Source organism: Actinomadura sediminis (assembly GCF_042675525.1).
In the GTDB taxonomy this organism is placed as follows: domain Bacteria; phylum Actinomycetota; class Actinomycetes; order Streptosporangiales; family Streptosporangiaceae; genus Spirillospora; species Spirillospora sediminis.
This window is the reverse complement of sequence record NZ_JBHTJA010000040.1, coordinates 26,760-52,979: the sequence shown is the minus strand read 5'-3', so window position 1 is coordinate 52,979 and position 26,220 is coordinate 26,760. Positions and strand designations below refer to the sequence as shown.

General features: G+C 74.2%; 28 protein-coding genes. 22 read left to right on the top strand and 6 right to left on the bottom strand.

What is annotated here, in order from left to right:
* The first annotated feature begins 38 nt into the window (after positions 1–38).
* Positions 39–785 (top strand): rhomboid family intramembrane serine protease, encoded by a 747-nt coding sequence (locus tag ACFQ11_RS20190; protein WP_378300802.1) that lies wholly within the window; start codon positions 39–41, stop codon positions 783–785.
* Positions 786–890: 105 nt separating this feature from the next.
* On the top strand, positions 891–1,178 hold the full coding sequence (locus ACFQ11_RS20185; protein WP_026405710.1) for an Lrp/AsnC family transcriptional regulator: 288 nt from the start codon (positions 891–893) through the stop codon (positions 1,176–1,178).
* A 118-nt stretch (positions 1,179–1,296) separates the two neighbouring features.
* On the opposite strand, the gene trpD is transcribed toward ACFQ11_RS20185, so the two are convergent.
* Both trpD and ACFQ11_RS20175 read right to left on the bottom strand, forming a co-directional pair.
* Positions 1,297–2,346 carry an anthranilate phosphoribosyltransferase gene (gene trpD, locus ACFQ11_RS20180; RefSeq protein ID WP_378300799.1) on the bottom strand — a complete coding sequence of 350 codons (1,050 nt, stop codon included), beginning with the start codon at positions 2,344–2,346 and terminating at the stop codon, positions 1,297–1,299.
* 98 nt (positions 2,347–2,444) lie between these two features.
* A complete protein-coding gene (locus ACFQ11_RS20175) occupies positions 2,445–2,867 on the bottom strand; it encodes a hypothetical protein (protein ID WP_378300797.1) in 423 nt (140 codons plus the stop codon).
* Between the two features lie 106 nt (positions 2,868–2,973).
* Here ACFQ11_RS20175 and ctaE point away from each other — a divergent pair, with 106 nt between their 5' ends.
* The 6 genes from ctaE to ACFQ11_RS20145 all read left to right on the top strand — a co-directional run bounded on the left by ctaE (position 2,974) and on the right by ACFQ11_RS20145 (position 9,549).
* Complete coding sequence (gene ctaE, locus ACFQ11_RS20170; protein WP_449193577.1) at positions 2,974–3,660, top strand: aa3-type cytochrome oxidase subunit III; 687 nt, start codon at positions 2,974–2,976, stop codon at positions 3,658–3,660.
* Positions 3,661–3,711: 51 nt separating this feature from the next.
* Entirely contained in the window at positions 3,712–4,626 is a 915-nt protein-coding gene (gene qcrC, locus ACFQ11_RS20165) for a cytochrome bc1 complex diheme cytochrome c subunit (protein ID WP_378300793.1), read from the top strand.
* On the top strand, positions 4,623–5,738 hold the full coding sequence (gene qcrA / locus ACFQ11_RS20160) for a cytochrome bc1 complex Rieske iron-sulfur subunit (RefSeq protein WP_378300791.1): 1,116 nt from the start codon (positions 4,623–4,625) through the stop codon (positions 5,736–5,738). The genes qcrC and qcrA overlap by 4 nt, the downstream gene beginning before the upstream one ends.
* Positions 5,735–7,402 carry a cytochrome bc1 complex cytochrome b subunit gene (gene qcrB / locus ACFQ11_RS20155; protein WP_378300789.1) on the top strand — a complete coding sequence of 556 codons (1,668 nt, stop codon included), beginning with the start codon at positions 5,735–5,737 and terminating at the stop codon, positions 7,400–7,402. The genes qcrA and qcrB overlap by 4 nt, the downstream gene beginning before the upstream one ends.
* 154 nt (positions 7,403–7,556) lie before the next feature.
* Complete coding sequence (locus tag ACFQ11_RS20150) at positions 7,557–8,684, top strand: glycosyltransferase family 4 protein (protein ID WP_378300787.1); 1,128 nt, start codon at positions 7,557–7,559, stop codon at positions 8,682–8,684.
* Between the two features lie 58 nt (positions 8,685–8,742).
* Positions 8,743–9,549, top strand: coding sequence for a hypothetical protein (locus tag ACFQ11_RS20145; RefSeq protein ID WP_378300786.1), 807 nt, complete (start codon positions 8,743–8,745; stop codon positions 9,547–9,549).
* A gap of 7 nt (positions 9,550–9,556) precedes the next feature.
* On the opposite strand, the gene ACFQ11_RS20140 is transcribed toward ACFQ11_RS20145, so the two are convergent.
* On the bottom strand, positions 9,557–10,780 hold the full coding sequence (locus ACFQ11_RS20140; RefSeq protein ID WP_378300784.1) for an MFS transporter: 1,224 nt from the start codon (positions 10,778–10,780) through the stop codon (positions 9,557–9,559).
* 75 nt (positions 10,781–10,855) lie between these two features.
* On the opposite strand from ACFQ11_RS20140, the gene ACFQ11_RS20135 reads away from it, so the two are divergent.
* Both ACFQ11_RS20135 and ACFQ11_RS20130 read left to right on the top strand, forming a co-directional pair.
* The gene (locus tag ACFQ11_RS20135) at positions 10,856–11,449 is read left to right on the top strand and encodes a TetR/AcrR family transcriptional regulator (protein ID WP_378300782.1); all 594 of its coding nucleotides are present in this window, start codon (positions 10,856–10,858) and stop codon (positions 11,447–11,449) included.
* 43 nt (positions 11,450–11,492) lie between these two features.
* Complete coding sequence (locus ACFQ11_RS20130) at positions 11,493–12,161, top strand: NAD(P)H-binding protein (RefSeq protein ID WP_378300780.1); 669 nt, start codon at positions 11,493–11,495, stop codon at positions 12,159–12,161.
* Between the two features lie 24 nt (positions 12,162–12,185).
* On the opposite strand, the gene ACFQ11_RS20125 is transcribed toward ACFQ11_RS20130, so the two are convergent.
* Entirely contained in the window at positions 12,186–13,976 is a 1,791-nt protein-coding gene (locus tag ACFQ11_RS20125) for an AMP-dependent synthetase/ligase (RefSeq protein ID WP_378300778.1), read from the bottom strand.
* 207 nt (positions 13,977–14,183) lie between these two features.
* Here ACFQ11_RS20125 and ACFQ11_RS20120 point away from each other — a divergent pair, with 207 nt between their 5' ends.
* The gene (locus ACFQ11_RS20120; RefSeq protein ID WP_378300776.1) at positions 14,184–14,885 is read left to right on the top strand and encodes a copper homeostasis protein CutC; all 702 of its coding nucleotides are present in this window, start codon (positions 14,184–14,186) and stop codon (positions 14,883–14,885) included.
* Positions 14,886–14,941: 56 nt separating this feature from the next.
* Here the strand turns inward: ACFQ11_RS20120 and ACFQ11_RS20115 are convergent, their stop codons facing one another.
* Positions 14,942–15,292, bottom strand: coding sequence for a hypothetical protein (locus tag ACFQ11_RS20115; RefSeq protein ID WP_378300774.1), 351 nt, complete (start codon positions 15,290–15,292; stop codon positions 14,942–14,944).
* Positions 15,293–15,432: 140 nt separating this feature from the next.
* Here ACFQ11_RS20115 and ACFQ11_RS20110 point away from each other — a divergent pair, with 140 nt between their 5' ends.
* From ACFQ11_RS20110 to ACFQ11_RS20080, 7 genes are all read left to right on the top strand, one after another.
* Positions 15,433–16,200 carry a metallophosphoesterase family protein gene (locus tag ACFQ11_RS20110; protein WP_378300772.1) on the top strand — a complete coding sequence of 256 codons (768 nt, stop codon included), beginning with the start codon at positions 15,433–15,435 and terminating at the stop codon, positions 16,198–16,200.
* Positions 16,201–16,289: 89 nt separating this feature from the next.
* Positions 16,290–16,724: an SRPBCC family protein gene (locus ACFQ11_RS20105; protein ID WP_378300770.1), complete on the top strand. Its 435-nt coding sequence runs from the start codon at positions 16,290–16,292 to the stop codon at positions 16,722–16,724.
* Between the two features lie 42 nt (positions 16,725–16,766).
* The gene (locus ACFQ11_RS20100) at positions 16,767–17,351 is read left to right on the top strand and encodes a hypothetical protein (protein ID WP_378300768.1); all 585 of its coding nucleotides are present in this window, start codon (positions 16,767–16,769) and stop codon (positions 17,349–17,351) included.
* A gap of 54 nt (positions 17,352–17,405) precedes the next feature.
* Positions 17,406–18,365, top strand: a complete 960-nt coding sequence (locus ACFQ11_RS20095; RefSeq protein ID WP_378300766.1) for an ROK family glucokinase — start codon at positions 17,406–17,408, stop codon at positions 18,363–18,365.
* A gap of 57 nt (positions 18,366–18,422) precedes the next feature.
* A complete protein-coding gene (locus ACFQ11_RS20090; RefSeq protein ID WP_378300764.1) occupies positions 18,423–19,109 on the top strand; it encodes an endonuclease/exonuclease/phosphatase family protein in 687 nt (228 codons plus the stop codon).
* 273 nt (positions 19,110–19,382) lie between these two features.
* Positions 19,383–20,615 (top strand): cytochrome P450, encoded by a 1,233-nt coding sequence (locus ACFQ11_RS20085; RefSeq protein WP_378300762.1) that lies wholly within the window; start codon positions 19,383–19,385, stop codon positions 20,613–20,615.
* Complete coding sequence (locus ACFQ11_RS20080) at positions 20,612–20,830, top strand: ferredoxin (RefSeq protein WP_378300760.1); 219 nt, start codon at positions 20,612–20,614, stop codon at positions 20,828–20,830. The genes ACFQ11_RS20085 and ACFQ11_RS20080 overlap by 4 nt, the downstream gene beginning before the upstream one ends.
* Positions 20,831–20,846: 16 nt before the next feature.
* Here ACFQ11_RS20080 and ACFQ11_RS20075 read toward each other — a convergent pair whose 3' ends face one another.
* The gene (locus tag ACFQ11_RS20075) at positions 20,847–21,836 is read right to left on the bottom strand and encodes a hypothetical protein (RefSeq protein ID WP_378300758.1); all 990 of its coding nucleotides are present in this window, start codon (positions 21,834–21,836) and stop codon (positions 20,847–20,849) included.
* A gap of 355 nt (positions 21,837–22,191) precedes the next feature.
* On the opposite strand from ACFQ11_RS20075, the gene ACFQ11_RS20070 reads away from it, so the two are divergent.
* The 4 genes from ACFQ11_RS20070 to ACFQ11_RS20055 all read left to right on the top strand — a co-directional run bounded on the left by ACFQ11_RS20070 (position 22,192) and on the right by ACFQ11_RS20055 (position 26,213).
* Complete coding sequence (locus ACFQ11_RS20070; RefSeq protein ID WP_378300756.1) at positions 22,192–22,968, top strand: lysophospholipid acyltransferase family protein; 777 nt, start codon at positions 22,192–22,194, stop codon at positions 22,966–22,968.
* A gap of 25 nt (positions 22,969–22,993) precedes the next feature.
* A complete protein-coding gene (macS, locus tag ACFQ11_RS20065) occupies positions 22,994–24,163 on the top strand; it encodes a MacS family sensor histidine kinase (RefSeq protein WP_378300816.1) in 1,170 nt (389 codons plus the stop codon).
* 36 nt (positions 24,164–24,199) lie between these two features.
* On the top strand, positions 24,200–24,850 hold the full coding sequence (locus tag ACFQ11_RS20060; protein ID WP_378300814.1) for a response regulator: 651 nt from the start codon (positions 24,200–24,202) through the stop codon (positions 24,848–24,850).
* Positions 24,851–25,187: 337 nt separating this feature from the next.
* Entirely contained in the window at positions 25,188–26,213 is a 1,026-nt protein-coding gene (locus ACFQ11_RS20055) for a 6-phosphofructokinase (protein WP_378300754.1), read from the top strand.
* Positions 26,214–26,220 lie beyond the last annotated feature (7 nt).

Sequence of the window (26,220 nt, the reverse complement as noted above, 5' to 3'; positions counted from 1 at the left end):
TGACGTGATCGTCCGCACCCCGAGGGGATCACCCGCACATGGCACTGCCGCTCTACGACAGCCAGCCCGCGCGCCGCGTGCCCTGGGTGACGTACGTGCTGGTCGCGGCCAACGTCGTGGTGTTCCTGCTCACCCCCATGTCGAACTTCGCCACCTGGTACGGCGACGGCGAGGTCCGCGAGTGCAACGCCGTGCACTTCGGCTACGAGTACGGGGCGGTGCCCAGGGAGCTGACGACGGGGGACCGGCAGCCGCTGCCGACCGAGGTGCGGTACGAGTGCGGCCCCGCCGACCACGCCAAGATCCCCTGGACGTCGGCGTTCACCTCGATGTTCGTGCACTCGGACGCGCTGCACCTGCTCGGCAACGTCGTCGCGCTGTTCGTCATCGGGATGGGGCTGGAGGACCGGCTCGGGCGGTGGCGGTACCTCGCCGCCTACCTGCTGTTCGGGCTCGCGGCGGTCTACGGCTTCGCCTACACCTCGCCGGACTCCATGGTGCCGCTCATCGGCGCGTCCGGGGCCATCGCCGGGGTGATGGGCGCCTACGTCATCCTCAACCCGCGGGGCCGCGTCGTCACCTGGGTGCTGCCCGTCATCGTGATGCGGCTGCCCGTGTGGGTCGTGCTCGGCTACTGGTTCGTCATGCAGTGGCTCTCGCTCGGGCAGGAGAGCAACGTCGCGTACGTCGCGCACATCTGCGGTTTCGTCGCCGGGGCGCTGTTCGCCGTCCTGGCCCGCCGCGCGGGTCCCGCCCGCGGGTTCGCGGCCCTGAGCCGCGGCTGACGGCCGCGGCGACCGGCGCCGCCGGCGGGCGGACCGTCCCGGGCGGACCGTCCCGGGCGGATCGTCCCGATAGAGTCGGGTCGTCGAGCAACAGGGGAGGGTGCAGTGGTCACTGCGATCGTGTTCGTCAAGGCCGACGTCGCGCGCATCCACGAGGTGGCCGAGGCGATCGCCGCACTGGACGGCGTCAGCGAGGTCTACTCCGTCACCGGGGACAGCGACCTCATGGCGATGGTCCGGGTCCGGCGGCACGAGGAGCTGAACGACGTCATCCCCGGCCGGCTGAACAAGGTCCCCGGGGTCGTCGGCACCGAGACGCACATCGCGTTCCGCACCTACTCCAAGCACGACATCGAGGCCGCGTTCTCCCTCGGCCTGCCCGACGCCGACTGAGACCGCCGCTCGCCCTGCCGGACGCTCGCCTCACCGGACGCTCGCTTCACCTCACGGGACCGGGCACGGCGGCGGCCGGCCCGCCCTGGAGCGGGCCGGCGGCGCGGGCCGGGACGCGTCAGCCGCGCAGGCCGCGCGACACCTCGACCCACCGGTCCAGGAGCTCGTGCGCCGCACCCGAGTCGATCGCGCGGGCCGCCCGCTCGTACGCGCCGCCCAGCGCCCCGGTCAGCTCCTCGGCGGGCGGCGTGCCGTCGTAGGCCGTCATCAGCGCGGCCGCGTTCAGCAGCACCATGTCGCGGACCGGGCCGGTCCGCCCCGCGAACAGGTCCCGGGCGACCCGCCCGTTGAACGCCGCGTCGGCGCCGCGCAGGTCGTCCGGCGTCGCGCGCGGGATGCCGAGGTCGGCCGGGTCGAACGTCGTCTCGGTCGCCGTGCCGTCGCGGACGACCCACACCGTCGAGGTGCCCGTGGTGGTCAGCTCGTCCAGGCCGTCGTCGCCGCGGAACACCAGCGACGAGCAGCCGCGGGCGGCGAACACGCCCGCGATGACCCCCGCCATCCGCGGGTGGAACACGCCGACGGCCTGCGCGGTGGGCCGCGCCGGGTTCGTCAGCGGGCCGAGGAAGTTGAACACCGTGGGGGTGCCGAGCTCGCTGCGCGTCCGCCCGGCGTACTTCAGCGCGGGGTGGAACCGGGGCGCGAAGCAGAAGGTGATGCCGGTCTCCTCGACCACCCGGGCGGTGGCCTCGGGGGACAGGTCGATGGCGACGCCGAGGTGCTCCAGCAGGTCGGCGGACCCGCACGACGACGACGCGGCCCGGTTGCCGTGCTTGACGACGGTGACGCCGGACGCCGCCGCGACCACCGCGGCCATCGTGGACACGTTCACCGTGTGGGCGCGGTCGCCGCCCGTCCCGACCAGGTCGGCGATGGGGCCCGGCACGTGGATCGGCGTGGCGTTGTCCATCATGCCCTCGGCGAGCCCGGCGACCTCCGCGACGGTCTCGCCCTTGGCGCGCATCGCGACGGCGAAGCCCGCGATCTGCGCGTCGGTGGCCTCCCCGGCCATGATCGTGTTCATGGCCCAGGAGGTCTCCTCGCTCGTCAGCGACTCGCCGTCGAGCAGCGCGTTGAGCAGAGCGGGCCAGGTCGTGCGCGCGTCCATGTCTCCCCAGGGTGAGGTCGGTCACCGGGGACGGGCGGTGCGGGCTCCCGGCCGGGGCTCGGGCCGGGGCGTCGCCCCGCCTCCCCGGCTGGCTGGTGTTACAGGGCCGGAAGGCGGTTCTCGAGGCGCCAGCGCATGAGGCCGGCGAGCGCGTTCGCCAGGGCCATCGGGTCCAGCGGCAGGCTCACCACGGCGTCGGCGCGCGACCAGGTCGCGAGCCAGCCGTCGTCCCGCCGGGCGATGATCGCCAGCACCGGAGGGCAGTCGAAGACCTCGTCCTTGGCCTGGCGGCACACGCCGAGCCCGCCCGCGGGCTGCGCCTCGCCGTCCACGACGAGGACGTCGATGCCGCCCTCGTCGAGCCGCCGGACCACGGCGGGCTGGGTGGCGCACTCGACGAACTCGACCCGCGGCAGGTCCGCGGCGGGGCGGCGCCCGATCGCCGTCCGGATCCGGGCGCGGGTGTTCGCGTCGTCGCTGTAGACGAGAACCTTCATCGGGCTCTCCGGGGCGGTGCTCATGTCGAGGAAGGTTACCCGTTCCGGGCCGCGCGCACGAGATCCCGGGCGGGTTTTCGGCGGTCGGGAGGGCTCCGCGAACACGCCCGGGAACTCTAGGAGGGGGGTCATGCGTCACTCACGGGAGTGGGGCGCAATAATGCTGCCCGTGACAGCATCCGCGATAGAGACAACACCTCACGCACGGGCGAACCGTCCCAATCTGGTCAGCGTGGGGACGATCGTTTGGCTGTCGTCCGAGCTGATGTTCTTCGCGGCGCTGTTCGCGATGTTCTTCACGATCCGCTCCGTGACGATCGGCCAGTCCGGGCAGGACGCCTGGCCGGGCGCCCATCTCAGCCTGCCGCTGGCATCGATCAACACCACCATCCTGGTCCTGTCTTCCGTGACGTGCCAGATGGGCGTGTTCAAGGCGGAGGCCGGGAAGGTCGGGCGCGACGGCAGCCTCCTGAACTTCCGGCGCTGGGGACTGCGCGAGTGGTACGTCCTCTCGTTCCTCATGGGCGCCTACTTCGTCGCCGGCCAGGCCTACGAGTACTACGAGCTCGTCGTGCACGAGGGCCTGACGCTTTCGTCCTCCGCCTACGGGTCGGTCTTCTATCTGACCACCGGCTTCCACGGGTTGCACGTCACCGGCGGCCTGATCGCGTTCCTGTTCGTCCTCGGACGGACGTACGCGGCGAAGCGGTGGACGCACGAGCAGGCCACCAGCGCGATCGTCGTGTCCTACTACTGGCACTTCGTCGACGTCGTGTGGATCGGCCTGTTCGCCGCGATCTACCTGCTCGACCTGTGACGACCCGACCCGACTGACCTACCAGACGACTTGACCCGAACGGGGATTTCCGTGAAAAGGTTCACCGCATGGCGACGGCGCCCGTGGGCGGGCTACGCCGTCGTGCTGGCGGCCCTGGCGGCGATCGGCGTCATCTACGCCGGCTTCTCGCCGCAGACCGAGCGCGCCCAGGCGGCGGCGGGCAAGGCCCAGACCGCCGAGGACATCGAGCACGGCAAGCAGCTGTTCAACAAGAACTGCGCGAGCTGCCACGGGCTCAACGCCGAGGGCACCAAGGACGCCGAGGGCAACGTGATCGCTCCCAGCCTCATCGGGGTCGGCGCCGCCTCCGTCGACTTCCAGGTCAGCACGGGCCGCATGCCCGCGATGAACCCTGGAGCGCAGATCCCGCGCAAGGACCCGATCGCCCTGTTCGACACGACGATCGAGACCGACTACGAGGACCCGGAGCGGCGCGAGGCCGCCGAGAGGCAGAAGGCCCAGGCGGAGGACAATCTCCACGACCTGATCGCCTACATCGACTCCCTGGGCGGCGGCCCGGCGATCCCGCCGGAATCGGTGACGAACCCCGAGGGCGGTGACGCCGCGCTCGGCGGGAAGCTGTTCCGCACCAACTGCGCCCAGTGCCACAACTTCACCGGTCAGGGCGGCGCCCTCACCGGCGGGAAGTACGCGCCGGCGCTCTCGACGAACGACGTCACGCCCACGCAGATCTACGAGGCCATGCTGACCGGCCCGCAGGCGATGCCGGTGTTCGACGACACCACGCTCTCGCCGAAGGACAAGCAGGCCATCATCGCCTACCTGGTCGAGACGCGCGAGGAGCCGAACCCGGGCGGCTGGGGCCTCGGCCGCATGGGCCCGGTGAGCGAGGGCCTGGCCGGCTGGCTGTTCGGCATCGGGTTCATGGTGCTGGCGGCCATGTGGATCACCGCGAAGAAGCCGAAGAAGCTGAAGAAGTCATGAGCGACGACAACAAGGAGACCGCGGGCTCCAAGGGCCCGCGCGAGGAAGGCGGGCCGCGCGAACGCGTGATCGGCACGCCGTCCCCGGCGAGGGACAAGGCGCTCCTCGCCGAGGACGACATCTCCGCGCCCGCGGGCAGCGGGGAGCAGCTGGACGAGCAGTCCGCGAAGCGCGCCGAGCGCGTCGTCGCGCTGCTCTTCCTGCTGGCGTTCGCGGCGAGCGTCGCCTTCATCGCCTACTACATCGGCTGGAGCGGCCGCGACGGCGGCATGCACGGCATCATCCGGGCCCAGGAGTCCAACCTCTGGCTGGGCGGCACGATGGCCGCCGCCTTCCTGCTGATGGCGGCCGGCGTGACCCTCTGGGTGCGCCGCCTGATGACCAGCAAGCCGATCACGCAGGAGCGGCACGAGCTGGTCAGCGACGCGGAGACGCGCGCGGCGTTCACCCAGGACTTCCTGGAGGGCGCCGCCGACAGCGGCATCACCAAGCGGCCGCTGCTGCGCCGCACGCTGCTGCTGGCCGCCGCGCCGCTGGGCCTGGCCCCGCTGGTGCTGCTGCGCGACCTCGGCCCGCTGCCGGAGAAGCGGCTGCGCCACACGTACTGGGCCGCCGCGGTGGAGAGGGCCAAGAAGGAGGGCAAGAAGGGCGTCCGCCTGGTGGTGGACGGGACCCACAAGCCCCTCAAGGTCAGTGACTTCTCCACGCCCGGCTCGATGATCACGGTGCTGCCGGAGGGACTCGAGGAGCACGTCGACGAACACGACGTGCTCACCGAGGTCGCCAAGGCCGTCACCATCCTGATCAACGTGCCGTCGAGCGAGTTCAAGCCCGCCGAGGGCCGGGAGAACTGGCACGTCAACGGGATCGTCGCGTACTCGAAGGTCTGCACGCACGTCGGCTGCCCGGCGGCCCTGTACGAGCAGACGACGCACCACATCCTGTGCCCGTGCCACCAGTCGACCTTCGACGCGACGGACGCCGCCAAGGTGATCTTCGGCCCGGCCGCCCGCCCGCTGCCGCAGCTGCCGCTGAGCGTCGAGGACGGGTACATCGTTGCGACGAGCGACTTCCCCGAGCCCGTCGGCCCGAGCTTCTGGGAGCGCGGATGAGCGACACGACGGCTCCGAAGGCGATCGAGGGCTCGCTCGGCTTCATCGACGAGCGCCTCGGTTCCACGAGCTTCTTCAGGCGCAACGTCAAGAAGGTCTTCCCGGACCACTGGTCGTTCATGCTGGGCGAGATCGCGCTGTACTCCTTCGTGATCCTGCTGCTGACCGGGACCTTCCTGACGCTCTGGTTCAAGCCGAGCATGGTCGAGGTCGTCTACCACGGCTCGTACGAGCAGCTCCAGGGCGTCAAGATGTCCGAGGCGTACGCCTCGACGCTGCACATCAGCTTCGACGTCCGCGGCGGCCTGCTCATGCGGCAGATCCACCACTGGGCCGCGATCCTGTTCATGGCGTCGATCCTGGCGCACATGCTGCGGGTGTTCTTCACCGGCGCCTACCGCAAGCCGCGCGAGCTGAACTGGCTGATCGGCATCACCATGTTCATCCTGGGCATGCTCGAGGGCCTGTTCGGGTACTCGCTGCCGGACGACCTGCTGTCCGGCACCGGCCTGCGGATCACGCAGGGCGTCCTCGAGGCGATCCCGCTGGTCGGCACCTACGGGTACATGTTCCTGTTCGGCGGCGAGTTCCCGGGCACGGACATCGTCCCGCGGCTGTACATGCTGCACATCCTGCTGATCCCGGGCATCATCCTCGCCCTGGTGACCGCCCACATGATGATCATGTGGCATCAGAAGCACACCTCGATGCCGGTCAAGCACCAGACCGAGAAGCAGGTGTACGGCTACCCGTTCTACCCGGTCTTCATGGCCAAGACGGGCGCCTACTTCCTGTTCACGTTCGGTGTGCTGGCCCTGATGGGGGCGTTCTTCCAGATCAACCCGATCTGGCTGTTCGGCCCGTACGATCCGGGAGCGATCTCCGCCGGGTCGCAGCCCGACTGGTACATGGGCGTCCTGGAAGGCTCGCTGCGGCTCATGCCGGGGTGGGAGACCACCCTCTGGGGCCACACGATCAGCTGGAACGTCCTGGTCCCGGCGCTGCTGCCGCTCGGCATCGTGTTCGGCGGCGCGATGGCGTGGCCGTTCCTGGAGCAGTGGGTGACCGGCGACCGCCGGATCCACCACGTGAACGACCGTCCGCGCAACGCCCCGGTCCGCACCGGGATCGGCATGGCGGCCGTCACGTTCTACGGGCTGTTCTGGCTGGCCGGCGCGAACGACGTCATCGCGGAGAAGTTCCACGTGTCGCTGTTCGCCACGACGTGGTTCTTCCGGGTCGCGATCTTCGTCGGGCCGGTGATCGCCTACATCGTCACGAAGCGGATCTGCCTCGGCCTGCAGCGCAGGGACGCCGACACCCTCGGGCACGGCGTGGAGAGCGGCATCATCACGATGTCGCCCGAGGGCAAGTTCGCCGAGCGGCACGAGCCCGCCAAGGACGAGGAGCGCGCCAAGCTCCTCGCCAAGGAGAGCGCCCGCCCGCCGGCTCCGACGAAGGACGCGCAGGGCATCCCGGCGCCGTCCGCCAAGGGACCGGTCGGGCACCTGCGGGCCCGCCTCAACCGGGCGTGGAACATCGACGACATTCCCGTCGAGGAGCACGCCCACGGGGAACACGGTCACGAGGAGAACGGCCACGGCGGTCACGCCGAGGTCGGGAGCGCCGAGGGGACCGAGGGCTCCAAGGGGCTCCGCGGCTGACCCGCCGCGGCGTTCACGGCCGAGGGCCCGTCACCGGACGACCGGTGGCGGGCCCTTCGCCGTCCGCCGGTCCACCCGTCCGCCGGTGCGTCCGTGCCCGCGGGTGCCCGTCCGGTGACGTGCGCGGACCCGGTTCTCCCTATCCTTGGCTGCGATGACCAAGACGCTCGTCGTGACCAACGACTTCCCGCCCCGCTCCGGCGGCATCCAGGCGTTCGTGCACGCGCTGGCGCTGCGCCGCCCGCCCGGTTCGGTGGTGGTGTACGCGCCCGCCTGGGAGGGCGCCGCCCGCTTCGACGCCGAGCAGCCGTTCCCCGTCGTCCGGCACCCGGGCTCGCTGATGCTGCCGGAACCGGGGGTGCTGCGGCGGGCGGCGGACCTGCTGCGCGCCGAGGACTGCGACTCGGTCCTGTTCGGCGCGGCGGCGCCGCTCGGGCTGCTCGCCCCGGCGCTGCGGCGGCGCGGCGCGCGGCGGCTGGTCGGCCTCACGCACGGGCACGAGGCCGGCTGGGCGGCGCTGCCCGTCGCGCGGACCCTGCTCGGCCGGATCGGCGACGGCGTCGACGTCCTCACGTACCTGGGGGAGTACACGCGCTCCCGGATGGCGCGGGCGCTGAGCCCGGCCGCCGCGGCGCGGATGGCGCACCTCGCCCCGGGCGTGGACGAGAAGGAGTTCCGGGCGGGCGCGGGCGGCGCGGACGTCCGCGCCCGGTACGGGCTCGCCGGCCGGCCGGTGGCGGTGTGCGTGTCGCGGCTCGTGCCGCGCAAGGGGCAGGACGCGCTCGTCCACGCCTGGCCGCGGGTGCTGCGGCGGGTACCGGACGCGGCGCTGCTGCTGGTGGGCGGCGGCCCGTACCGCGCCGAGCTGGAGCGGCTGGCGGCGTCGCTCGGGGTGTCCGGGTCGGTGTTCTTCACCGGGAACGTGCCCTGGGAGGAACTGCCCGCGCACTTCGACGCCGGGGACGTTTTCGCGATGCCGTGCCGCACCCGCCGCCGCGGCCTGGACGTCGAGGGGCTCGGCATCGTGTACCTGGAGGCGTCGGCGACCGGGCTGCCGGTCGTGGCGGGCGACTCGGGCGGCGCGCCCGACGCCGTCCTGGACGGGGAGACGGGCGTGGTGGTCCCGGGACGGTCGGTGGCGCGCGTCGCCGCCGCCGTCGCGGACCTGCTCGCCGACCCCGCGCGCGCCCGCGCGATGGGGCAGGCCGGGCGGGCGTGGGTCGAGCGGGAGTGGCGCTGGGAGATCCAGGCGGCGCGGCTGGGAACGCTGCTCGACGGCTGAGGAAATAGCGCCCCCGGGCGCGTACCGCGTCCGGTCCCCGGGTGACAGGATGCCTGCTATGGAGAACGCGCACGTCGAGGACGCATGGGTCCGGGTTCCGGGGGCGGCCGCCCGGTGGCTGGAGCAACTCGATCCGGAGCACGGGTACAGCGGGTTCCAGCCGCCGCGCCGTCCCGACGCGGCGTGGGTGCTGCACGCGATGTACGCGTGGGACGAGGGGCTCGTCACCACGACGCACGACGACCTCCACAAGTCGGTGGCGGAGGCCGGGCTGACCGGGACGCCGCGGCTGCCGGAGCCGGCGGGCGACGTCAGCGAGCTGCTGCAGGGCTCGATCGTCACCGGCACCGACCTCGGCCGCACGGGGCATCCGGGGGCCGGGTGGCGGCGGCTGCGGTGGCGGGAGCTGGCGCGCGGCTTCGGGGAGCCGGTCGTCCCGGAGGGGCGGCTGCCGGGGAACCGGTGCCTGCGGCAGGCGCATCCGGCGGGCAGCTGGTCGGCGGCGATCCGGCCGCCCGCCGAGGGATGCCTGGACCGGGAGAGCTGGCAGCGGCTGATCGGGGTGCTGCTGCGGTACACCGTGTCGGGCGCCGACACCCGCTGCCTGGCGTACTACTGCCCGCTCGTGACGAACGAGTGGGAGGAGGACACGGTGCTCGTCGGGCGGCTCGGTGACGCGGGCCCGCTGTACGACCACCCGGCGATGAACAGCTGCCCGTCGAACCTGTGGCCGGAGGACCGGTCGTGGATCGTGTACTGCGACTGGGACCTGTGGGGGACGAAGATCGTGGGCCCGGCCGCGCTGGTCGACGCGGTGCTGGCCGACCCCGAGCTGGAGGGCGTCCGCCTGCCCTGGACGGGCTGAGGCGGGGTCACGCGGGTCCGCGGCGGGACGCGGCGACCAGCAGGGCCCCGGCGGCGAGCAGGGCGGCGAGGACGAGCCCGAGCGCGCGCAGCCCGTGCCCGGTCAGCGCGGCCGCGAGCTGCGGTCCGAGGCTCGCGCCGGCGAACAGCAGCGCGCTGTGCAGCGAGACGGCCGATGCCCGCGCGGCACCGGCCCGCGCGACGACGATGTCGATGAGGCCGGGGGCGGCGACGGCGGTGCCCGCGGTGACGAGCATCAGCAGCAGCGCGAGCCCGAGCGTCCCCGGTTCGAGCAGGCCGACGAGCGCGACGCTGGCCGCCGACAGGGCGAGCGCGGCGGCGGCCCGCGCGGGTCCGGGGACGCGGGCGAGCCGGGCGGTGAGGAACGGGATCGCGAGGATGACGGGCAGCGCGCTCGCGCGCAGCTCCAGCAGCCCGTCCGTCCCGGTGAGCTGGAGGCCGGTGTAGATCGCGACGAACGGGCCGAGGACGACGGGGACGGCGAGGAACAGCGGCCACAGCCCCGGGGTGACCAGGAGCCGCGGCATGGCGCGGTAGGCGGCGCGGGGGGACGCCCCGCCGGACGGGCCGTCCGGCAGCAGGACGCGCGCGAGCACGGCGGCCGCGGCGGCGAACGCGACGGCGCCGGCGAGGAAGAACGACCGCCAGCCGAACGCGGCGGCGAGGCCCTGCGCGGTGAGCTGGCCGACGACGGCGGCGGCGAGGAACCCGGTGGTCATCGCGGTGACGGTGGTGAGCCTGCGGTGCGGCGCGACGCGCTCGCCGACGTAGGCCATCGCGACGGGCGGGAACGCGCCGATCGTGACGCCCTGCGCGACGCGCAGCACGATGCCGATCTCGGGGGAGGGCGCGGCGGCGACGAGCGCGGTGGTGACGGCGGTGGCCGCGACGCCGCCGACCATGACGCGGCGGCGGCCGAGCCGGTCCGACAGGGGGCCGAACAGCAGGAACCCGGCGGCGTACCCGAAGCCGAACACGCTGACGAGCCAGGTGAGGGACGCGGGGTCGGTGTTCCAGCCGGGCGCGGCGCGGCCGAGCAGCGGGATCATCCCGTAAAGCTGGCTCGTGGCGAGCAGCGCGGTGGCCGCGAGGACGGCCGCGGTGGGCCCGAAAGGCGCGTGGCCGGCAGCGGCCGCGGGCGCCGCGGAGCGCCCGGCGGGCGGGGGCGTGGCGGCCGGTGAGGGGCGGGCTCTCGTGGCGCGGAGGTTCATGCCCCGGGACGCTAGCCAACCAACCGGTTGGATGTCAACCAACCGGTTGGTGTCGGAGTTCGGTACGATGCGCGCATGCCGAGGAACCCCGCGACCACCACCCGGGACGCCCTGCTCGCCGCCGCCCGCGAGGAGTTCGCCGAGCACGGCATCGCCGGCGCGCGCGTCGACCGCATCGCCGCCCGCGCGGGCGTCAACAAGGAGCGGATCTATGGCCACTTCGGGAACAAGGAGAAGCTGTTCGACGCGGTCATCAAGGACGCGCTCGACGAGTTCGCCGCGGTGAACACCGTGCTCGAGGACGACCCCGTCGCGTACGTCGGCGAGGCGTTCGACCGCTACCGCGAGCACCCCGACCTGCTGCGGCTGCTGATGTGGGAGGCGCTGCACCACCGGTCCGCCGCCCTGCCCGACCAGTCCTGGCGGGCGGAGCGCTGCGGCCGGAAGGTGCGGTCGCTCGCGGCGCGGCTCGGGGAGGAGCCGTCCCCCGACGTGGGGCGCGCGGTGCTCTCCCTGCTCGGGCTCGCCATGATGCCGCTGGCGATGCCGCAGCTCGCCGAGCTGCTCGGCGCGAAGATGGACACGCCCGAGTCGGTCGCGGCGATGCGCGAGCACGTCATGGGCTTCGCCCGCGCGGCGCTGGAGGGCCGCGCGTCCGCGAGCGGGTGATCCGCCCGCCGGGCCCGCGCGCGTCCCGCCGTAGGATCGCGTCATGGACGTAGTGATCGCGGGCGGGCACGGGCAGATCGCGTTGCGGCTGTCCCGGCTGCTCGCCGCACGGGGGGACAGGGTCCGGGGGCTCATCCGCAACCCGGACCACGCGGACGACCTGCGGGAGGCCGGGGCGGAGCCGGTCGTGCTCGACCTCGAGTCGGCGACCGTGGACGAGGTGGCGGGCGCGCTCGCCGGCGCGGACGCCGTCGTGTTCGCCGCCGGGGCCGGGCCGGGCAGCGGGGCGGCGCGCAAGGACACCGTCGACCGGGCCGCCTCGGTGCTCGCGGCGGACGCGGCGGAGCGGGCCGGGGTCCGCGACTTCCTGCAGATCTCGGCGATGGGCGCGGGCGAGCGGACCGACCCGTCCCGCGGCGAGGTGTGGGCCGCCTACGTGAAGGCCAAGGGCGAGGCGGAGGACGACCTGCGCGCGCGGGACGCCCTCGACTGGCTCGTCCTGCGCCCGGGCCGCCTCACCGACGACCCGGGCACCGGGCTCGTGCGGCTGGAGGAGCCGCCGATCGGCCACGACGCCGTCACCCGCGACGACGTCGCCGCCGTCCTGGTGGCGCTGCTCGACGAGCCGCGGGTGCGGCGCCGCACCCTGGACCTGCTGAACGGCGGGACGCCGGTCGCCGACGCCGTCGCCGACCTGTGCGGGACGGCGTAGGCGCCGGCGGCCGGTCCGGGCGGGTCAGGCGGTGTAGAGGGCGTCGATCTCGCCGGAGAAGTCCTTCATCACCACGTTGCGCTTCACCTTGAGGCTCGGGGTGAGGTGCCCCGCCTCCTCGGTGAAGTCCACGCCGAGCACCACGTGCTTCTTGATCGCCTCGGCGTGGCTGACCGCCTTGTTGGCCTCGGCGACCGCGGCGTCGATCTCGGCGACGAGCTCGGGGTCGCGGCGCAGCTCGTCCACGGTCATCGCGGCCGGCTTGCCGTGCCGCTCCTTCCACGGGCCGAGCGCCTCCTCGTCCAGGGTGATCAGCGCGCTGATGAACTTGCGGCCGTCCCCGACGACCAGGCACTGGCTGATCAGCGGGTGGGCGCGCAGCCGGTCCTCCAGCGGGGCGGGCGCGACGTTCTTGCCCGCGGCGGTGACCAGGATCTCCTTCTTCCGGCCGGTGATCTTCAGGAAGCCGTCGTCGTCGAGGGAGCCGAGGTCGCCGGTGTGGAGCCAGCCGTCCTCCAGGGACTCCTTCGTGGCGGACTCGTTGTTCCAGTAGCCGCGCATGACGTTGACGCCGCGGAACAGGACCTCGCCGTCCTCGGCGATGCGGACGTCCACGCCCGGGATGGGCTGCCCGACGGTGCCGATCTTGATGGCGCTGGGCCGGTTCACCGCCGCCGGCGCGGTGGTCTCGGTGAGCCCGTAGCCCTCGAGGATCGTGATGCCGACGCCCCGGAAGAAGTGGCCGAGCCGCTCGCCGAGCGCGGCGCCGCCGGACACCGCGTACTGCACCCGCCCGCCGACGGCCGCGCGCAGCTTGCCGTAGACGAGCACGTTGAACACCGCGTGCCTCGCCTTCAGCCCGAGGCCCGGCCGGCCGCCGTCCAGCGCCCGGCTGTAGGCGATCGCGGTGTCGGCCGCCGCCTTGAAGATCTTCCCCTTGCCCTCGGCGATGGCCTTCTGCTCGGCGCCGTTGTAGACCTTCTCGAACACGCGCGGGACGGCCAGCAGGAACGTCGGCCGGAACGAGGCGAGGTCGGGCAGCAGGTTCGGGATGTCGCTGTGCCCGAGGACGATCCCGCCCTCGATGCTCGCGACCTCGATCAGCCGCGCGAACACGTGCGCGAGCGGCAGGAACAGCAGCGTGGCGCTGCCGTCCACCGTGACCTCGGAGATCGCGCCCTGCACGGCGTTGCGGGCGGTCAGCACCAGGTTCCCGTGGGTGATCTCGCAGCCCTTCGGGCGCCCGGTGGTGCCGGAGGTGTAGACGAGCGTGGCGACGTCCGCCGCGCCGCGCGAGCGCCGCCGCTCGACCGCCGCGTCCTCGCCGACGTCCCGGCCCAGCCCGGTGACCTCGGCGACGGCGCCCGCGTCGATGCCCCAGACGTGCGCGAGGTCCGGGAGCCCGCCCCGGACCTGCTCGATCGACGCGATGTGCGCGTCCGTCTCGGCGAACACGGCTTTGGCGCCGGAGTCGCCGAGGATCCACTCGATCTGCTCGGCGGAGGACGTCTCGTAGATCGGCACGGCGACGGCGCCCGCCGCCCAGATGCCGTAGTCGAGGACGGTCCACTCGTACCGCGTCTTCGACAGCAGGCCGATCCGGTCGCCGGGCTCGATCCCGGCCGCGATCAGGCCCTTCGCGACGCCCGTCACCTCGGCGGCGAACTCGGCGGCGGTGACGGCGCGCCACGCGTCGCCGCTCTTGCGGCGCAGCACGATGGTCCCGGGGGACTCGGCCGCCCGGCTGAACGGCGCGTCGGTCAGGTTGGCAGAGTCGGGGACCTCCACCATCGCGGGGACGCTGAACTCGCGCACGGCCTGCTCCTCGATCGATCTCCGGTAGTGCGGGGAAACCGTCCGGCTTCTCCGGAACGGCATGATACCCACGGGTAGCAAAGGTGGTCGCCCGGTGCGCACGCGGGCCGGTCAACGGACGGCAAAGAGCGCCGCCGCCCCGTGGCGCCGCGGGCCGGTTCCTCTACGCTTGGTCGCGTCTCACACGAACCTGGCCGGGGGAGCCGCATGCCGCTGCTCGAAGTGATCGCGCTGACCGCCGCCGACGCGCGCGCCGCGCAGGAGGGCGGGGCCGACCGGCTCGAGGTCGTCGCCGACATGGCCGCGGACGGCCTGACGCCCGACCCGGACGTGCTCGCCGCGATCCGGGACGCCACCGACCTGCCGCTGCGCGTGATGCTGCGCGCCAACGCCGGGTTCCGGACGACCGGCGCCGAGCTGGACCGGCTCCGGCACGCCGCCGCCGGGCTCGCCGAGGCGGGCGCGGACGGCTTCGTCCTCGGCTTCCTCGACTCGTTCGGCCACATCGACGCCGCCGCGACCGAGAAGCTCGCCGCGGCCGCGGGTCCGCTGCCCTGGACGTTCCACCGCGCCCTCGACCACGCGGCCGACCCGGCGCAGGCGTGGCGGGCCGTCCGCGGCTTCGGCGGCGGGCTCGACACCGTCCTGACCGCCGGTTCGGCGCGCGGCGTCGACGCGGGCGTGGACGTGCTGGTCCGGCGCGCCGCCGAGGACGCCGCCGCGGCCGGGCTGATCATGGCGGGCGGCGGGCTGCGCCGCAAGCACGTCGCGGTGCTCGGGGCCGCGGGCGTCCGGTCGTTCCACGTCGGCACGGCCGTCCGTCCGGACGGCTCCTGGGACGCGCCCGTCGACGCGGCGCTGGTCGCCGAGTGGCGCGCGCTGGTCGCCGCGGCGGCCGGCGGCCTGTAGCCGCGGACCCTTTCTGCCGTATTCCGGCCCCCTCCCAGGTGTACACGAGGACCGGATCAGGAGCCTTGTTCCGCGTCGCGTCGCGGGCCCGGCAGTGATCGGCGGGCATGAGGGTGTGGCAGGCGGCGGTTCAGCCGGTGGGCGGCTCGATCCACTCGGCGCGGCCGGCAGCCGCCTGCCGGGCGAGCGAGGAGGATCGCCACGGTCACGGGGAGGGTTCCGAGCCCGGCGGCCATCGGTCCCATGCCGAGCACGCTCTGCATGTAGAACATGCTGAAGGTCGAGGCGGCCATGGCCGCCGCGGCGCTCAGCAGGCACAGCAGGTCGCCGCAGCCCACGTTCGCCTCCCGCGGCATCGGCAGGCGCACCAACGGTTCGCCGGCTCGGAGCTCGACCCGGACGAACATCGCCGGCAGGACGAGACCGGTGTGCGCGGGGTGCGGCTCCCCGGTCTCGCGGGCCAGGCCGCCGGGGGGCGGGGCGCGACCGTCCCGGGGAGCGGGCCGGGGGTGTGTTCCGTGACGGTTCGCCCCATTAGAGTCGGTTCATGAGGATCCATGTGGTGAGCGACGTCCATGGCCGCGCGGAGGCACTGCGGAGCGCGGCGGACGGCGCGGACGCCCTCATCTGCCTGGGCGACCTCATCCTTTTCATCGACTACTCCGACCACGCCCAGGGCATCTTCGCCGACCTGTTCGGCCGCGCCAACGCCGGCCGTTTCATCGAGCTGCGCACGCAGAAGCGGTTCGACGAGGCGCGCGCGTTCTCCCGCGACCTGTGGGCGTCCCTGGAGGGGGACGCGTGGCCGCACATCGAACGGGCCGTCGACCGCCAGTACGCGGAGCTGTTCGCGGCGATGCCCACCCCCGCCTACCTGACCTACGGGAACGTGGACGTCCCGCGCATGTGGGGCCCGCACCTGCGCGAGGGGCACCGGGTCCTGGACGGCGAGACCGCGGAGATCGGCGGCCTGCGGTTCGGGTTCGTCGGCGGCGGGCTGCGCACCGAGTACCGCACGCCCTACGAGCTGGACGACGAGACGTTCGCGGCGAAGGTCGAGGCCGTCGGCGAGGTCGACGTGCTGTGCTGCCACATCCCGCCGGCCGTGCCCGACCTGCTGTACGACACGGTGGCGCGCCGGTTCGAGCGGGGCAGCGAGGCGATCCTGGAGGCGATCCACCGGACGCGGCCGCGGTACGTCCTCTTCGGGCACGTGCACCAGCCCCTCGCGTCCCGCGTCCGTATCGGACGGACCGAATGCGTGAACGTGGGCCATTTCCGTGCGCGCGGCGTGCCGTACGTCCTGACGGTGTGAAGGATACTGGCGGGGGCGTCCACGCGAGGTTCACGCGCCGTCCACGCACCGTCCACCCGAGTCCACGCAGAGCCGGAAGGGAAACGCAGATGGCGGACCGCACGAGTTCCTCCCTCGCCGTCCAGGCGGGCAAGGCCGAGATCATGGCGGTGATCGCCGATCTGGAGGCGTATCCGGAGTGGGCGAGCGGCGTGCGGGAGTTCACGGTGCAGGAGACGGGCGCGGACGGCCGCGCGGCGCGGGCCCGGCTGACGTTCGACGGCGGCCCGTTCAGCGACACCGTCGGCCTCGTCTACACCTGGGAGGGCGACGACCGGGTGACGTGGCGGCTGGCGGAGAAGGGGACGGTCGTGACCGGACTCGACGGCGCCTACACCCTCGCGGACGACGCGGGCGGCACCCGCGTCACCTACGACCTGACCCTGGACGTGCGGGTGCGGGTGCCCGGGATGGTGAAGCGCAAGGCCGAGAAGCGCATCGTCGACACCGCGCTCAAGGGCCTCAAGAGCCGGGTGGAGGGCTGAACCGGATGCCCTGCCGCGCGACGACGGATGGATGATGGAGTCATGAGCGACCAGCCGGGCGACATCCTGGACGAGGCGGGCCGGGTCTTCGACGCGCTGCTGCGGCGCGCGTCCCGCGCCGGGATCTCCGGCGCCCCCCGGCGACCGGACGACCGTGACGGCCCCGGGGCGAGCGGGCCCGGGGGCGAGGCCGGGAACGCGGACGGCGACGTGTGGGCGGCCGCGACCGCCGAGCCGCCGCGCGCCGAACGGGCGGGTGCCGAGGGCGCCGCCCGCGGGCACGGCGGCGCGGGGGAGCCCCGCATCGCCACCGGCGCGCCCGAATGCCTCGACTGCCCGGTCTGCCGGGCGATCGCGATCAAACGCGACGCGGGCGGCGACGTGGCCCGCCACCTGCGGGACGCCGGCGAGTCGCTGCTGGCGGCCGCCCTCGACGTGCTCGCCGCCGCCGACCGCGCCCGGGACGGGCGCCCGCGCGGCGGCGGGGCCGACCCCGGTACGTACCGGAAGCGGTCACGCCAGGAGTCGGCGGACCGCCCGGCGGGTACCTCTGATCGGTCGGGCGCCCGGCGCGACCGTCCGGAGGGCGACGCGTGGTCGGCCGCCACCGGCGGCTCCGGCGACTGACGTGCAGTGCGGGACGCGCCCCGTGCGGGGACGCGTGAAGAGGAGGATGCGTACATGGCCCTGACCATCGGCGTGGATGTGGGCGGCACGAAGGTGGCCGCGGGGGTCGTCGACGACCGTGGAACGATCCTGGAGAAGGTCCGGCGGCCGACGCCCTCGACCAACCCCAAGGAGACCGCCGAGGTCATCGCCGAGGTCGTCGAGCTGCTGAAGGGCAAGTACGCGGACGTCACGGCGGTCGGCCTCGGCACCGCGGGGTTCGTCGACGAGACCCGCTCGACCGTGCTGTTCGCGCCGAACCTCGCCTGGCGGGACGAGCCGATCAAGAAGAAGGTGGAGAGCCTCGTCGGGCTCCCGGTCGTGGTGGAGAACGACGGCAACGCCACCGCCTGGGGCGAGGCCCGGTTCGGCGCCGGGCGCGGCGAGGACCACCTCGTCCTCATCACGCTCGGCACCGGCATCGGCGGCGGCGTCGTGCTGAACGGCGAGCTGTACCGCGGCCGGTTCGGCATCGGCGCCGAGGTCGGCCACTTCCGGGTGGTGCCGGACGGGCGGCGCTGCGGCTGCGGCAACCGCGGCTGCTGGGAGCAGTACGCCAGCGGCAACGCGCTCGTCCACGAGGCCCGCGACCTGGCGCGGGTGGCGCCGGCGATGGCGGGACGGCTGCTGGAGCTGGGCGGCGGCACCCCGGGGGGGATCCGCGGGCCCGAGGTGACGCAGGCGGCGCGGGAGGGCGACCCGGCGGCGCTGGAGTGCTTCCGGACGGTCGCGCAGTGGGCGGGGCAGGGCCTGGCCGACCTCAGCGCCGTCCTCGACCCGGGCGCGTTCATCATCGGCGGCGGCCTGTCGGACGCCGGGGACCTGCTGCTCGACCCGATCCGGGTGTCGTTCGGGGAGGCGCTGACGGGACGCGGCCACCGCCCGCTGCCCGATGTCCGCATCGCCGAGCTGGGGTCGGCCGCCGGGATCGTCGGCGCCGCCGACCTCGCCCGGGTCCCCGCCCCCACCCTGTGACGCGCCCGTGACGCGCGTCGGGACCGGCGGCCCGGGCCGGTGACGCCGCTGCGCGTGATGAGCTACAACGTCCGGTCGCTGCGCGACGACCCGGCGGCGGTGGCGCGGGTCGTCCGCGCGGTCGGGCCGGACGTGCTGTGCCTGCAGGAGGTTCCGCGGTTCTGGGGATGGCGCGGCAAGCGGCGGCGGCTGGCCCGCGACTGCGGGACGGCCGTCGCGGCGGGCCGCCGGGCGTGCGGGCTCGCGGTGTTCGCGGCCCCGCACGTCCGCCGCGCGGCCCGCGAGTTCCATCTGCTCACCCCCGAACCGGACCTGCACCGGCGGGGGCTGGCCGTCGCGGTCCTGGAGGTCGGCGGTGCCCGGCTCGTCGCGGCGTCCGCGCATCTCGACCTGGCGGCGGAGCCGCGCCGCCGGCACGTCCGGGAGATCCTGGACCTGCTGGACCGGGCGCGCGAGCGGTACGCGGCGCCGGTGGTGCTGGCGGGGGACGTCAACGAGGAGCCCGGCGGCCCCGCCTGGTCGCTGCTGGCGGACCGCCTGCGGGACGGCCACGCGGTCGCCCCGGCGGGGGAGGCGGCGACGTTCTCCGCCCGGAACCCCCGCAGGCGCATCGACGGGATCTTCGCCGACCCGGACGTCGAGATCGCCGGCTGCGGGGTTCCCGGCGCCGGCACGGCCCCCGCCGCGGACTTCGCCGCCGCCACCGACCACCGCCCCGTGGTGGCCGATCTGCGCCTGCCCTGACTTACCGCCGGGCCACAAATGATTAACGTGTGAATTCGCCCGCACGAACGTGCTTTGCCGCCCGCCCGAAATGCATGACCGCAGGCAGCGGCCTTGATCGGCCGGTCATCGTGCGCGCCGGAATTCCCTGCGCGCGCGTCCCGCGCCGACGAGTCCGCCGGTCGTCGCCAGGACGGGCGAATCCGTACATAATGCATTTCCGAAATGCGGTGTTGACGCAATTCATCGGGTCGTTACCGTGAAACGTGCCCCCGACGAATCCGGAGGTTCCCCATGGAACGGTCCCCGGTGCCCTTCCCCGTCCATCGCGACGACCCCCTCCACCCGCCGGCGGAGTACGCCGCGCTGCTCGACGGGCCGCCGACCCGGGTGCGGACGCCCGACGGAGCCGAGCACTGGATGGTGTCGCGGCTCGCCGACGTGCGGGCCGTCCTGGCGGATCCCCGGTTCAGCGCCGACGACACGCACCCGAACTTCCCGAACCTGCTGCCGCTGCCCACGGTGCCGGGCGCGCTGTCGTTCCTGCGGATGGACGACCCGGAGCACGCGCGGCTGCGCCGCACGCTGACCGCGGAGTTCACGGTCCGGCGCGTCGGGCGGATGCGCCCGGAGATCACCGAGACCGTCGACGCGCTGCTGGACGAGATGGCCGGGCAGGGCCCGCCCGCCGATCTCGTCGCGGCGTTCGCGCTGCCGCTGCCGTCCCTGGTCATCTGCCGGCTCCTCGGCGTGCCCTACGCCGATCACGACTTCTTCCAGGAGCGCAGCGCGGAGTCCCTCCGGCTGGACGTCACCCGCGACGAGGCGCTCGCGGCGTTCGCCGAACTCGCCGCCTACCTGGACGGGCTCGTCGCCGACAAGGAGCGCGAACCGACCGACGACCTGCTGGGACGGGTCGCCCGGCGGGTCCGCTCCGGGGAGCTCGGGCACGAGGAGGCGGTCGCGATGGCGCGGCTGCTGCTGCTCGCCGGGCACGAGACGACCGCGAACATGATCGGCCTCGGCACGTACGCGCTGCTGCGGCACCCGGACGAGCTCGCCCGGCTGCGCGCGGACCCCGCGCTCGTCCGTCCCGCGGTGGAGGAGCTGCTGCGGTACCTGACGATCGTGCACCGCGGGACGCAGCGCGTGGCCCGCGAACCCGTCGAGGTGGGCGGCGTGACGATCGGGGCGGGGGAGGGCGTCGTGGTCGCGCTGGCGGCCGCCGACCGCGACCCGGGCGCGTTCGCCGAACCCGGCGCCTTCGACCCGTCCCGCCCGCCGGGCCACCACGTCGCGTTCGGCTTCGGCGCGCACCAGTGCATCGGCCAGACCCTCGCCCGCCTCGAGATGGAGATCGCGTTCGCCCGGATGCTCGAGCGCCTGCCGGGCCTCGCCCTCGCCTGCGCGCCGGAGGACGTCGTGTTCCGCGACTCCGTCGTGTACGGGGTGGAGACCCTGCCGGTGACCTGGTCAGGGGAGACGTCGGGGGAGACGTCGGTGGAGACGTCGGGGGGGACGCCGTGAAGGGGACGGCCGCGGGACGCCTGAGCATCGACCGGGACGCCTGCCGCGGCGCGGGCCAGTGCGCCTACAACGCCCCGGACCTGTTCGACCAGGACGAGGACGAGGGGCTGGTGGTGCTGCTGAACGCCGAGCCGTCGGCGGCGCAGCTCCCGGCCGCGCGCCGCGCCGCCGGCGCGTGCCCGAACCGCGTGATCGTCCTGTCCGAGCCGGGGTGACGGGCCCCGGCCGGGGCTAGACGACGGCGCCGTCGTCGCCGTCGCGGGGCTCGTCGCCCATCCGCAGGACGAGTGTGACGAAGCCGCCGATGAACGCCGCGACGGCGAGGAACGCGGCCCAGCCGGGGACCTCCCAGTCGAGGATGACGGTGACCAGCAGGTAGACGGGCCCGCCGACCAGCGCGACCCACGCGCCCTTGGTGAGCGGGTCGGCGGCGGGCAGCGGCGGGGGCGGCGGCGGGACGTAGTGCCCGTCCTCGTCCTCCGCCGGGAACTCGGGTTCCGCGGCCGGCTTGATCACCCGGGCGCGCGGCAGCCGGCCGGTGCGGTCGTCGCCCTCGGCGGGCGGCTCCGGCGGCTCGTCGATGTTCTCCTGGTCGGGCCAGGGCACCTCGTCGCCCTCGGGGACGGCGTCGAACCCGGCGACGATCTCGGCCCAGATGGCGTCCTCGTCGCGTTCGGCGGTCCCGGCGGGGGAGGCGTCGGCGGGCCCGTCCGGGCCGTCGGACGCGCCGGGCCCGGGCCGGTCGGCGTCGGCGCGGCCGCCGTCCGGACGGTCGGTGTCCTTGAGCCCCCTGTCGGTGCGGCCCTTGTCGGTGCGCCCCGTGTCGGTGCGGCCCGTGTCGGTGTGGCCGGGGTCGGCGAGCGCGGCGTCGGTGCGATCGGCGTCGGGGTCGGAGCCGCGCACGCCCGCGTCGCGCAGCCGCGCGAGGTGGACCCGCAGGATCCCCTCGGCGGCGGGCTTCATCTCGACGTCCACGTACAGCCGGTCGAGGACGTCGTCGTCGGCGCGGCCGGACGCGTCCGCGGCGGGCGGCGGCCCGTCGGGCGCCGCGGCGGCGAGACCCGGGTCGTCGGCCGCGCCCGGCCCGCCGGCGGCCGGGACGGCGTAGGCGGCCACGCCCGCGTCCCGGAGCGCCGTCAGCATCGCGTCGGCGAGGTGCGGGGCGAGATCGACCAGCGGGGCGTAGGTGTCGGCCGACAGGCCGTTGCCACGGCGATTCACGGGGCCGGCTCCTTCGGTTCCGGCGTGACCGGCAGCACCGGCATGGCGGCCTCCGCTCCCCCATCGACAGGTGCGTCCGGCGGCGCCCGCACGCGGCGGCGCCCCCGGACACGTTGAAACGTGTGTCCCACGGTATTCGCTGCGCCGCGCGGGACAAGCCCCCGGGCGCACCCGAATTGAGATTACGTAGAGAGACTACGGCCATCCGACGGCGCGGCGCGCCGCACCGGCGCTACCGGGACGGCCGGGTGGGCGGCACGGGGGCGGGATGCGAAGATAGCCCATCATCTTCCCCCCGCGCCGGGGTACTCGGCTCGCACACCGCATGCACGCGCGGTAAAGAAAGGGTGTCGGCATGCTCTGGTTCTGGATCCTGCTGAGGATCGTCCTCTCGCCCATCATGTACCTGCTGTGGCGGCCGCGGAACCAGGGGATGCGCAACGTGCCGAAGCGCGGGCCCGCGCTGATGGTGAGCAACCACCTCTCGTTCGCCGACCACTTCTTCGGGCCGCTGCCGCTGATGCGTCCGATCTTCTTCATCGGCAAGGGCGAGTACTTCACCGGCACGGGCGTCAAGGGACTGATCAGCAAGGCGTTCTTCACCGGCGTGGGCGTGGTGCCGGTCGACCGGACCGGCGGGTCGGCCGCCGAGGCCGCGCTGCAGACGGGCCTGCGGATCCTGAACGAGGGCAAGCTGCTCGGGATCTACCCGGAGGGCACACGCGCCCCGGACAACCGGCTGTACCGGGGCAAGACGGGGGTGGCCAGGCTGGCGCTGAAGTCCCGCGTCCCGGTGATCCCGATGGCGATGATCAACACGTTCGAGCTGATGCCGCCCGGCAAGCCGCTGCCCCGGCTGGGCGTGCGGCCGGGCGTCCGGTTCGGCGAGCCGCTCGACTTCTCCCGCTACTACGGCCGCGAGGACGACCGGGAGGTGCTGCGCGCGATCACCGACGAGATCATGCAGGCGATCCGGGACCTGTCCGGCCAGGAGTACGTCGACCGGTACGCCGCCGAGGTCAAGGCCGAACTGGCGGGCAAGCCGGTCCGCCCGGTCCGCGACGACGAGGACGACGACGGCGACGACGCCGGGGACGGGCGCGACGACGGAGGGCTGACCGACGGCGGGTGAAGCGGACCGCGGCGGCGGTCTCGGCCTGGAGGCCGCGCTGTGGCGGGCGGTCGCGGTCTACCGGACCGCCGCGCTCGGCTACGCCGCCGTGCTGATCGTCAAGAACGCGGGCGGCTACGCGCATCCGGCCGGCGGCTGGGCCGTCCTCGGGGTCATGACCGGCTGGACGGTCGCCGCCTGGCTGCTGTTCCGCGACCCGCGCCGCCGCGGCCCCGCGCTGCTGGCCGCCGACATGGCCGTCGCGGCGGGCTGCGTGGTCGCGACCGCGTGGGTGGAGACCGTCGAGGGCATCGCGTCCGGGCGCCCGACGCTGCCGGTGTCGTGGGTCGCGGCGGCCGTCCTGTCGTGGGCGGTCGTGGGCGGCCGCCGTGTCGGCATCGCCGCCGCCGGGATCCTCGCGCTGGCCAACCTCCTGGTGCACGTGCTGGCCGGGACGGCCGGCGGCATCGGCGGCCGCACCTTCAACGGGATCGTGCTGCTGGGCCTCGCCGGCCTGGTCGTCGGGCACGTGGTCCGGCTGGCGCGCGAGGCGGAGGCGCGGCTCGCCCGCGCGGTCGAGCTGGAGTCGGCCACCCGCGAGCGGGAGCGGCTCGCCCGCGACATCCACGACTCGGTGCTGCAGGTCCTCGCGATGGTGCGGCGGCGCGGCGCCGGGCTCGACGGCGAGGCGGCCGAGCTGGCCCGGCTGGCGGGGGAGCAGGAGACCGCGCTGCGCGCCCTGATCGGCAGTGCGCCCCGCACCCCGCGCGCGATGGCCGGAACCGGACGTCCGGGGATCGACCCCGCGACAGGGGACGAACTGGACGTTCGGCCGCTCCTGACCGCCCGCACGTCCGGAACCGTCACCGTCTCGACCCCCGCGACGCCCGTCCCGCTGCCCGGGCACGCCGCCCGGGAGCTCGACGCCGCCGTCGCCGCGGCGCTCGACAACGTCGCGCGGCACTGCGGCGACGGCGCCCGCGCCTGGGTGCTGCTGGAGGACGGCGGCGGCGAGGTGATCGTCAGCGTCCGCGACGACGGCCCGGGCATGCCGGACGGACGCCTCGAGCGCGCGGCGGCGGACGGCCGGCTCGGCGTCGCCCAGTCGATCCGCGGGCGCGTCCGCGACCTCGGCGGCACGACGGTGATCACGTCCGCGCCGGGCGAGGGCACCGAGATCGAGATGACCGTCCCGCGCGCCCCGGGGAAGGCGTGAGAGGCTGAGGGGGTGAGCGACGTTCCCCTCAGGGTCATGGTGGTGGACGACCATCCGATGTGGCGGGACGCGGTCGCCCGCGACCTCGCCGAGGCCGGGCACGAGGTCGTCGCGACCGCCGGCGAGGGCCGCACCGCGGTCCGCGTCGCCGCCGCCGCCCGTCCCGAGGTCGCGGTGGTCGACCTGCAGCTCCCCGACATCTCCGGGGTCGAGGTGACGCGGCGGCTGGCCTCCGCCGACCCGCCCGTCCGGGTCCTGGTGCTGTCCGCGAGCGGCGAGCAGGCGGACGTGCTGGAGGCCGTCAAGGCGGGCGCCACCGGCTACCTGCTGAAGTCGGCCGCCCGCGAGGAGTTCCTCGACGCCGTCCGGCGCACCGCCGCGGGCGACGCCGTCTTCACGCCGGGCCTCGCCGGGCTCGTCCTCGGCGAGTTCCGCCGCCTCGCCGCCGCGCCCGCCCGCGACTCCGGCGACGGCGCGCCGCGGCTCACCGAACGCGAGACCGAGGTGCTGCGCCTCGTCGCGAAGGGCCTCACCTACAAGCAGATCGCGCAGCGACTCGTCCTGTCCCACCGCACGGTGCAGAACCACGTGCAGAACACGCTCGGCAAGCTCCAGCTGCACAACCGCGTCGAGCTCGTCCGCTACGCGATCGAGCAGGGCCTCGACGACGACCTCGGCAAGGGCTGAAACCGGCCGCCGCGCGGGCCCGGCGGCACGAGTTGACGTGCGGCGCGGCGCGGGAACTGGTCATGGCGGAGGCACGATGGTCGTATGGCCGCGACGGCGCGCCGCGCGGTGGACGTCCGGCGGACCGGCGGACGCGGCCCGCGGCCGGGCGGCGCGCGTCCGCGCCGCCGCCGACGCGGTTCGCGGCGGACGTGCCCAAGCCGCCCCGCAACGGCTATGGTCTAGACCAATGGCGGCACGCCGGGACGCCCGGCGGACGCCCGTGGACGCACGCGCCGGCATCGAGTCCGGGCACGCGAATCGAGGGAGGAGTCCGGTGGCGGGAGAAGGAGACGGCATGCGGGTCGGAGTGCTGACCGGCGGCGGGGACTGCCCCGGCCTGAACGCGGTGATCCGCGCGGTCGTGCGCAAGGGCGTGCAGGTCTTCGGGTACGAGTTCGTGGGCTTCCGGTCCGGGTGGCGCGGCCCCCTCGAAGGCGACACCGTGGCCCTGGACGTCCAGGCCGTGCGGGGCATCCTGCCGCGCGGCGGCACGATCCTCGGATCGTCCCGCACCAACCCGATCAAGGTCGAGGGCGGCGTCGAGCGGATCAAGGACAACCTCGCCGGGCTCGGCGTGGACGCCCTGATCGCCATCGGCGGCGAGGACACCCTCGGCGTCGCGCGCGAGCTCCACTCGCGCGGCGTGAACGTGGTGGGCGTCCCCAAGACCATCGACAACGACCTGAACGCCACCGACTACACGTTCGGGTTCGACACCGCGGTGAACATCGGGGTGGAGGCCGTCGACCGGCTGCACACCACCGCCGAGAGCCACCACCGCGCGCTGATCTGCGAGGTCATGGGCCGGCACGCGGGCTGGATCGCGCTGCACGTCGGCATGGCCGCCGGCGCCAACGTCATCCTGATCCCCGAGCGGCCGTTCGACATCGACAAGGTCGTCGAGTACGTGGAGAGCCGGTTCAAGACCCGCTACGCGCCGATCATCGTGGTGTCCGAGGGCGCCCACCCGGTCGACGGGCAGATGCAGCTGCAGACCGGCGAGCGCGACGCGTTCGGGCACGTCCGGCTCGGCGGCATCGGGCAGCGGCTCGCCGACGAGATCGAGAAGCGCACCGGCAAGGAGGCCCGCGCCACCGTGCTCGGGCACATCCAGCGCGGCGGCACCCCCAGCGCGTTCGACCGGGTGCTCGCCACCCGCCTCGGCCTGCAGGCCATCGACGCCGTCCGCGACGGCGACTACGGCAAGATGGTCGCGCTGCAGGGCACGGACATCGTCCGGGTCGGCCTCGACGAGGCCACCAAGGAGCTGAAGACCGTCCCGCTGGAGCGGTACGAAGAGGCCGAGGTCTTCTTCGGCTGACGAGAAC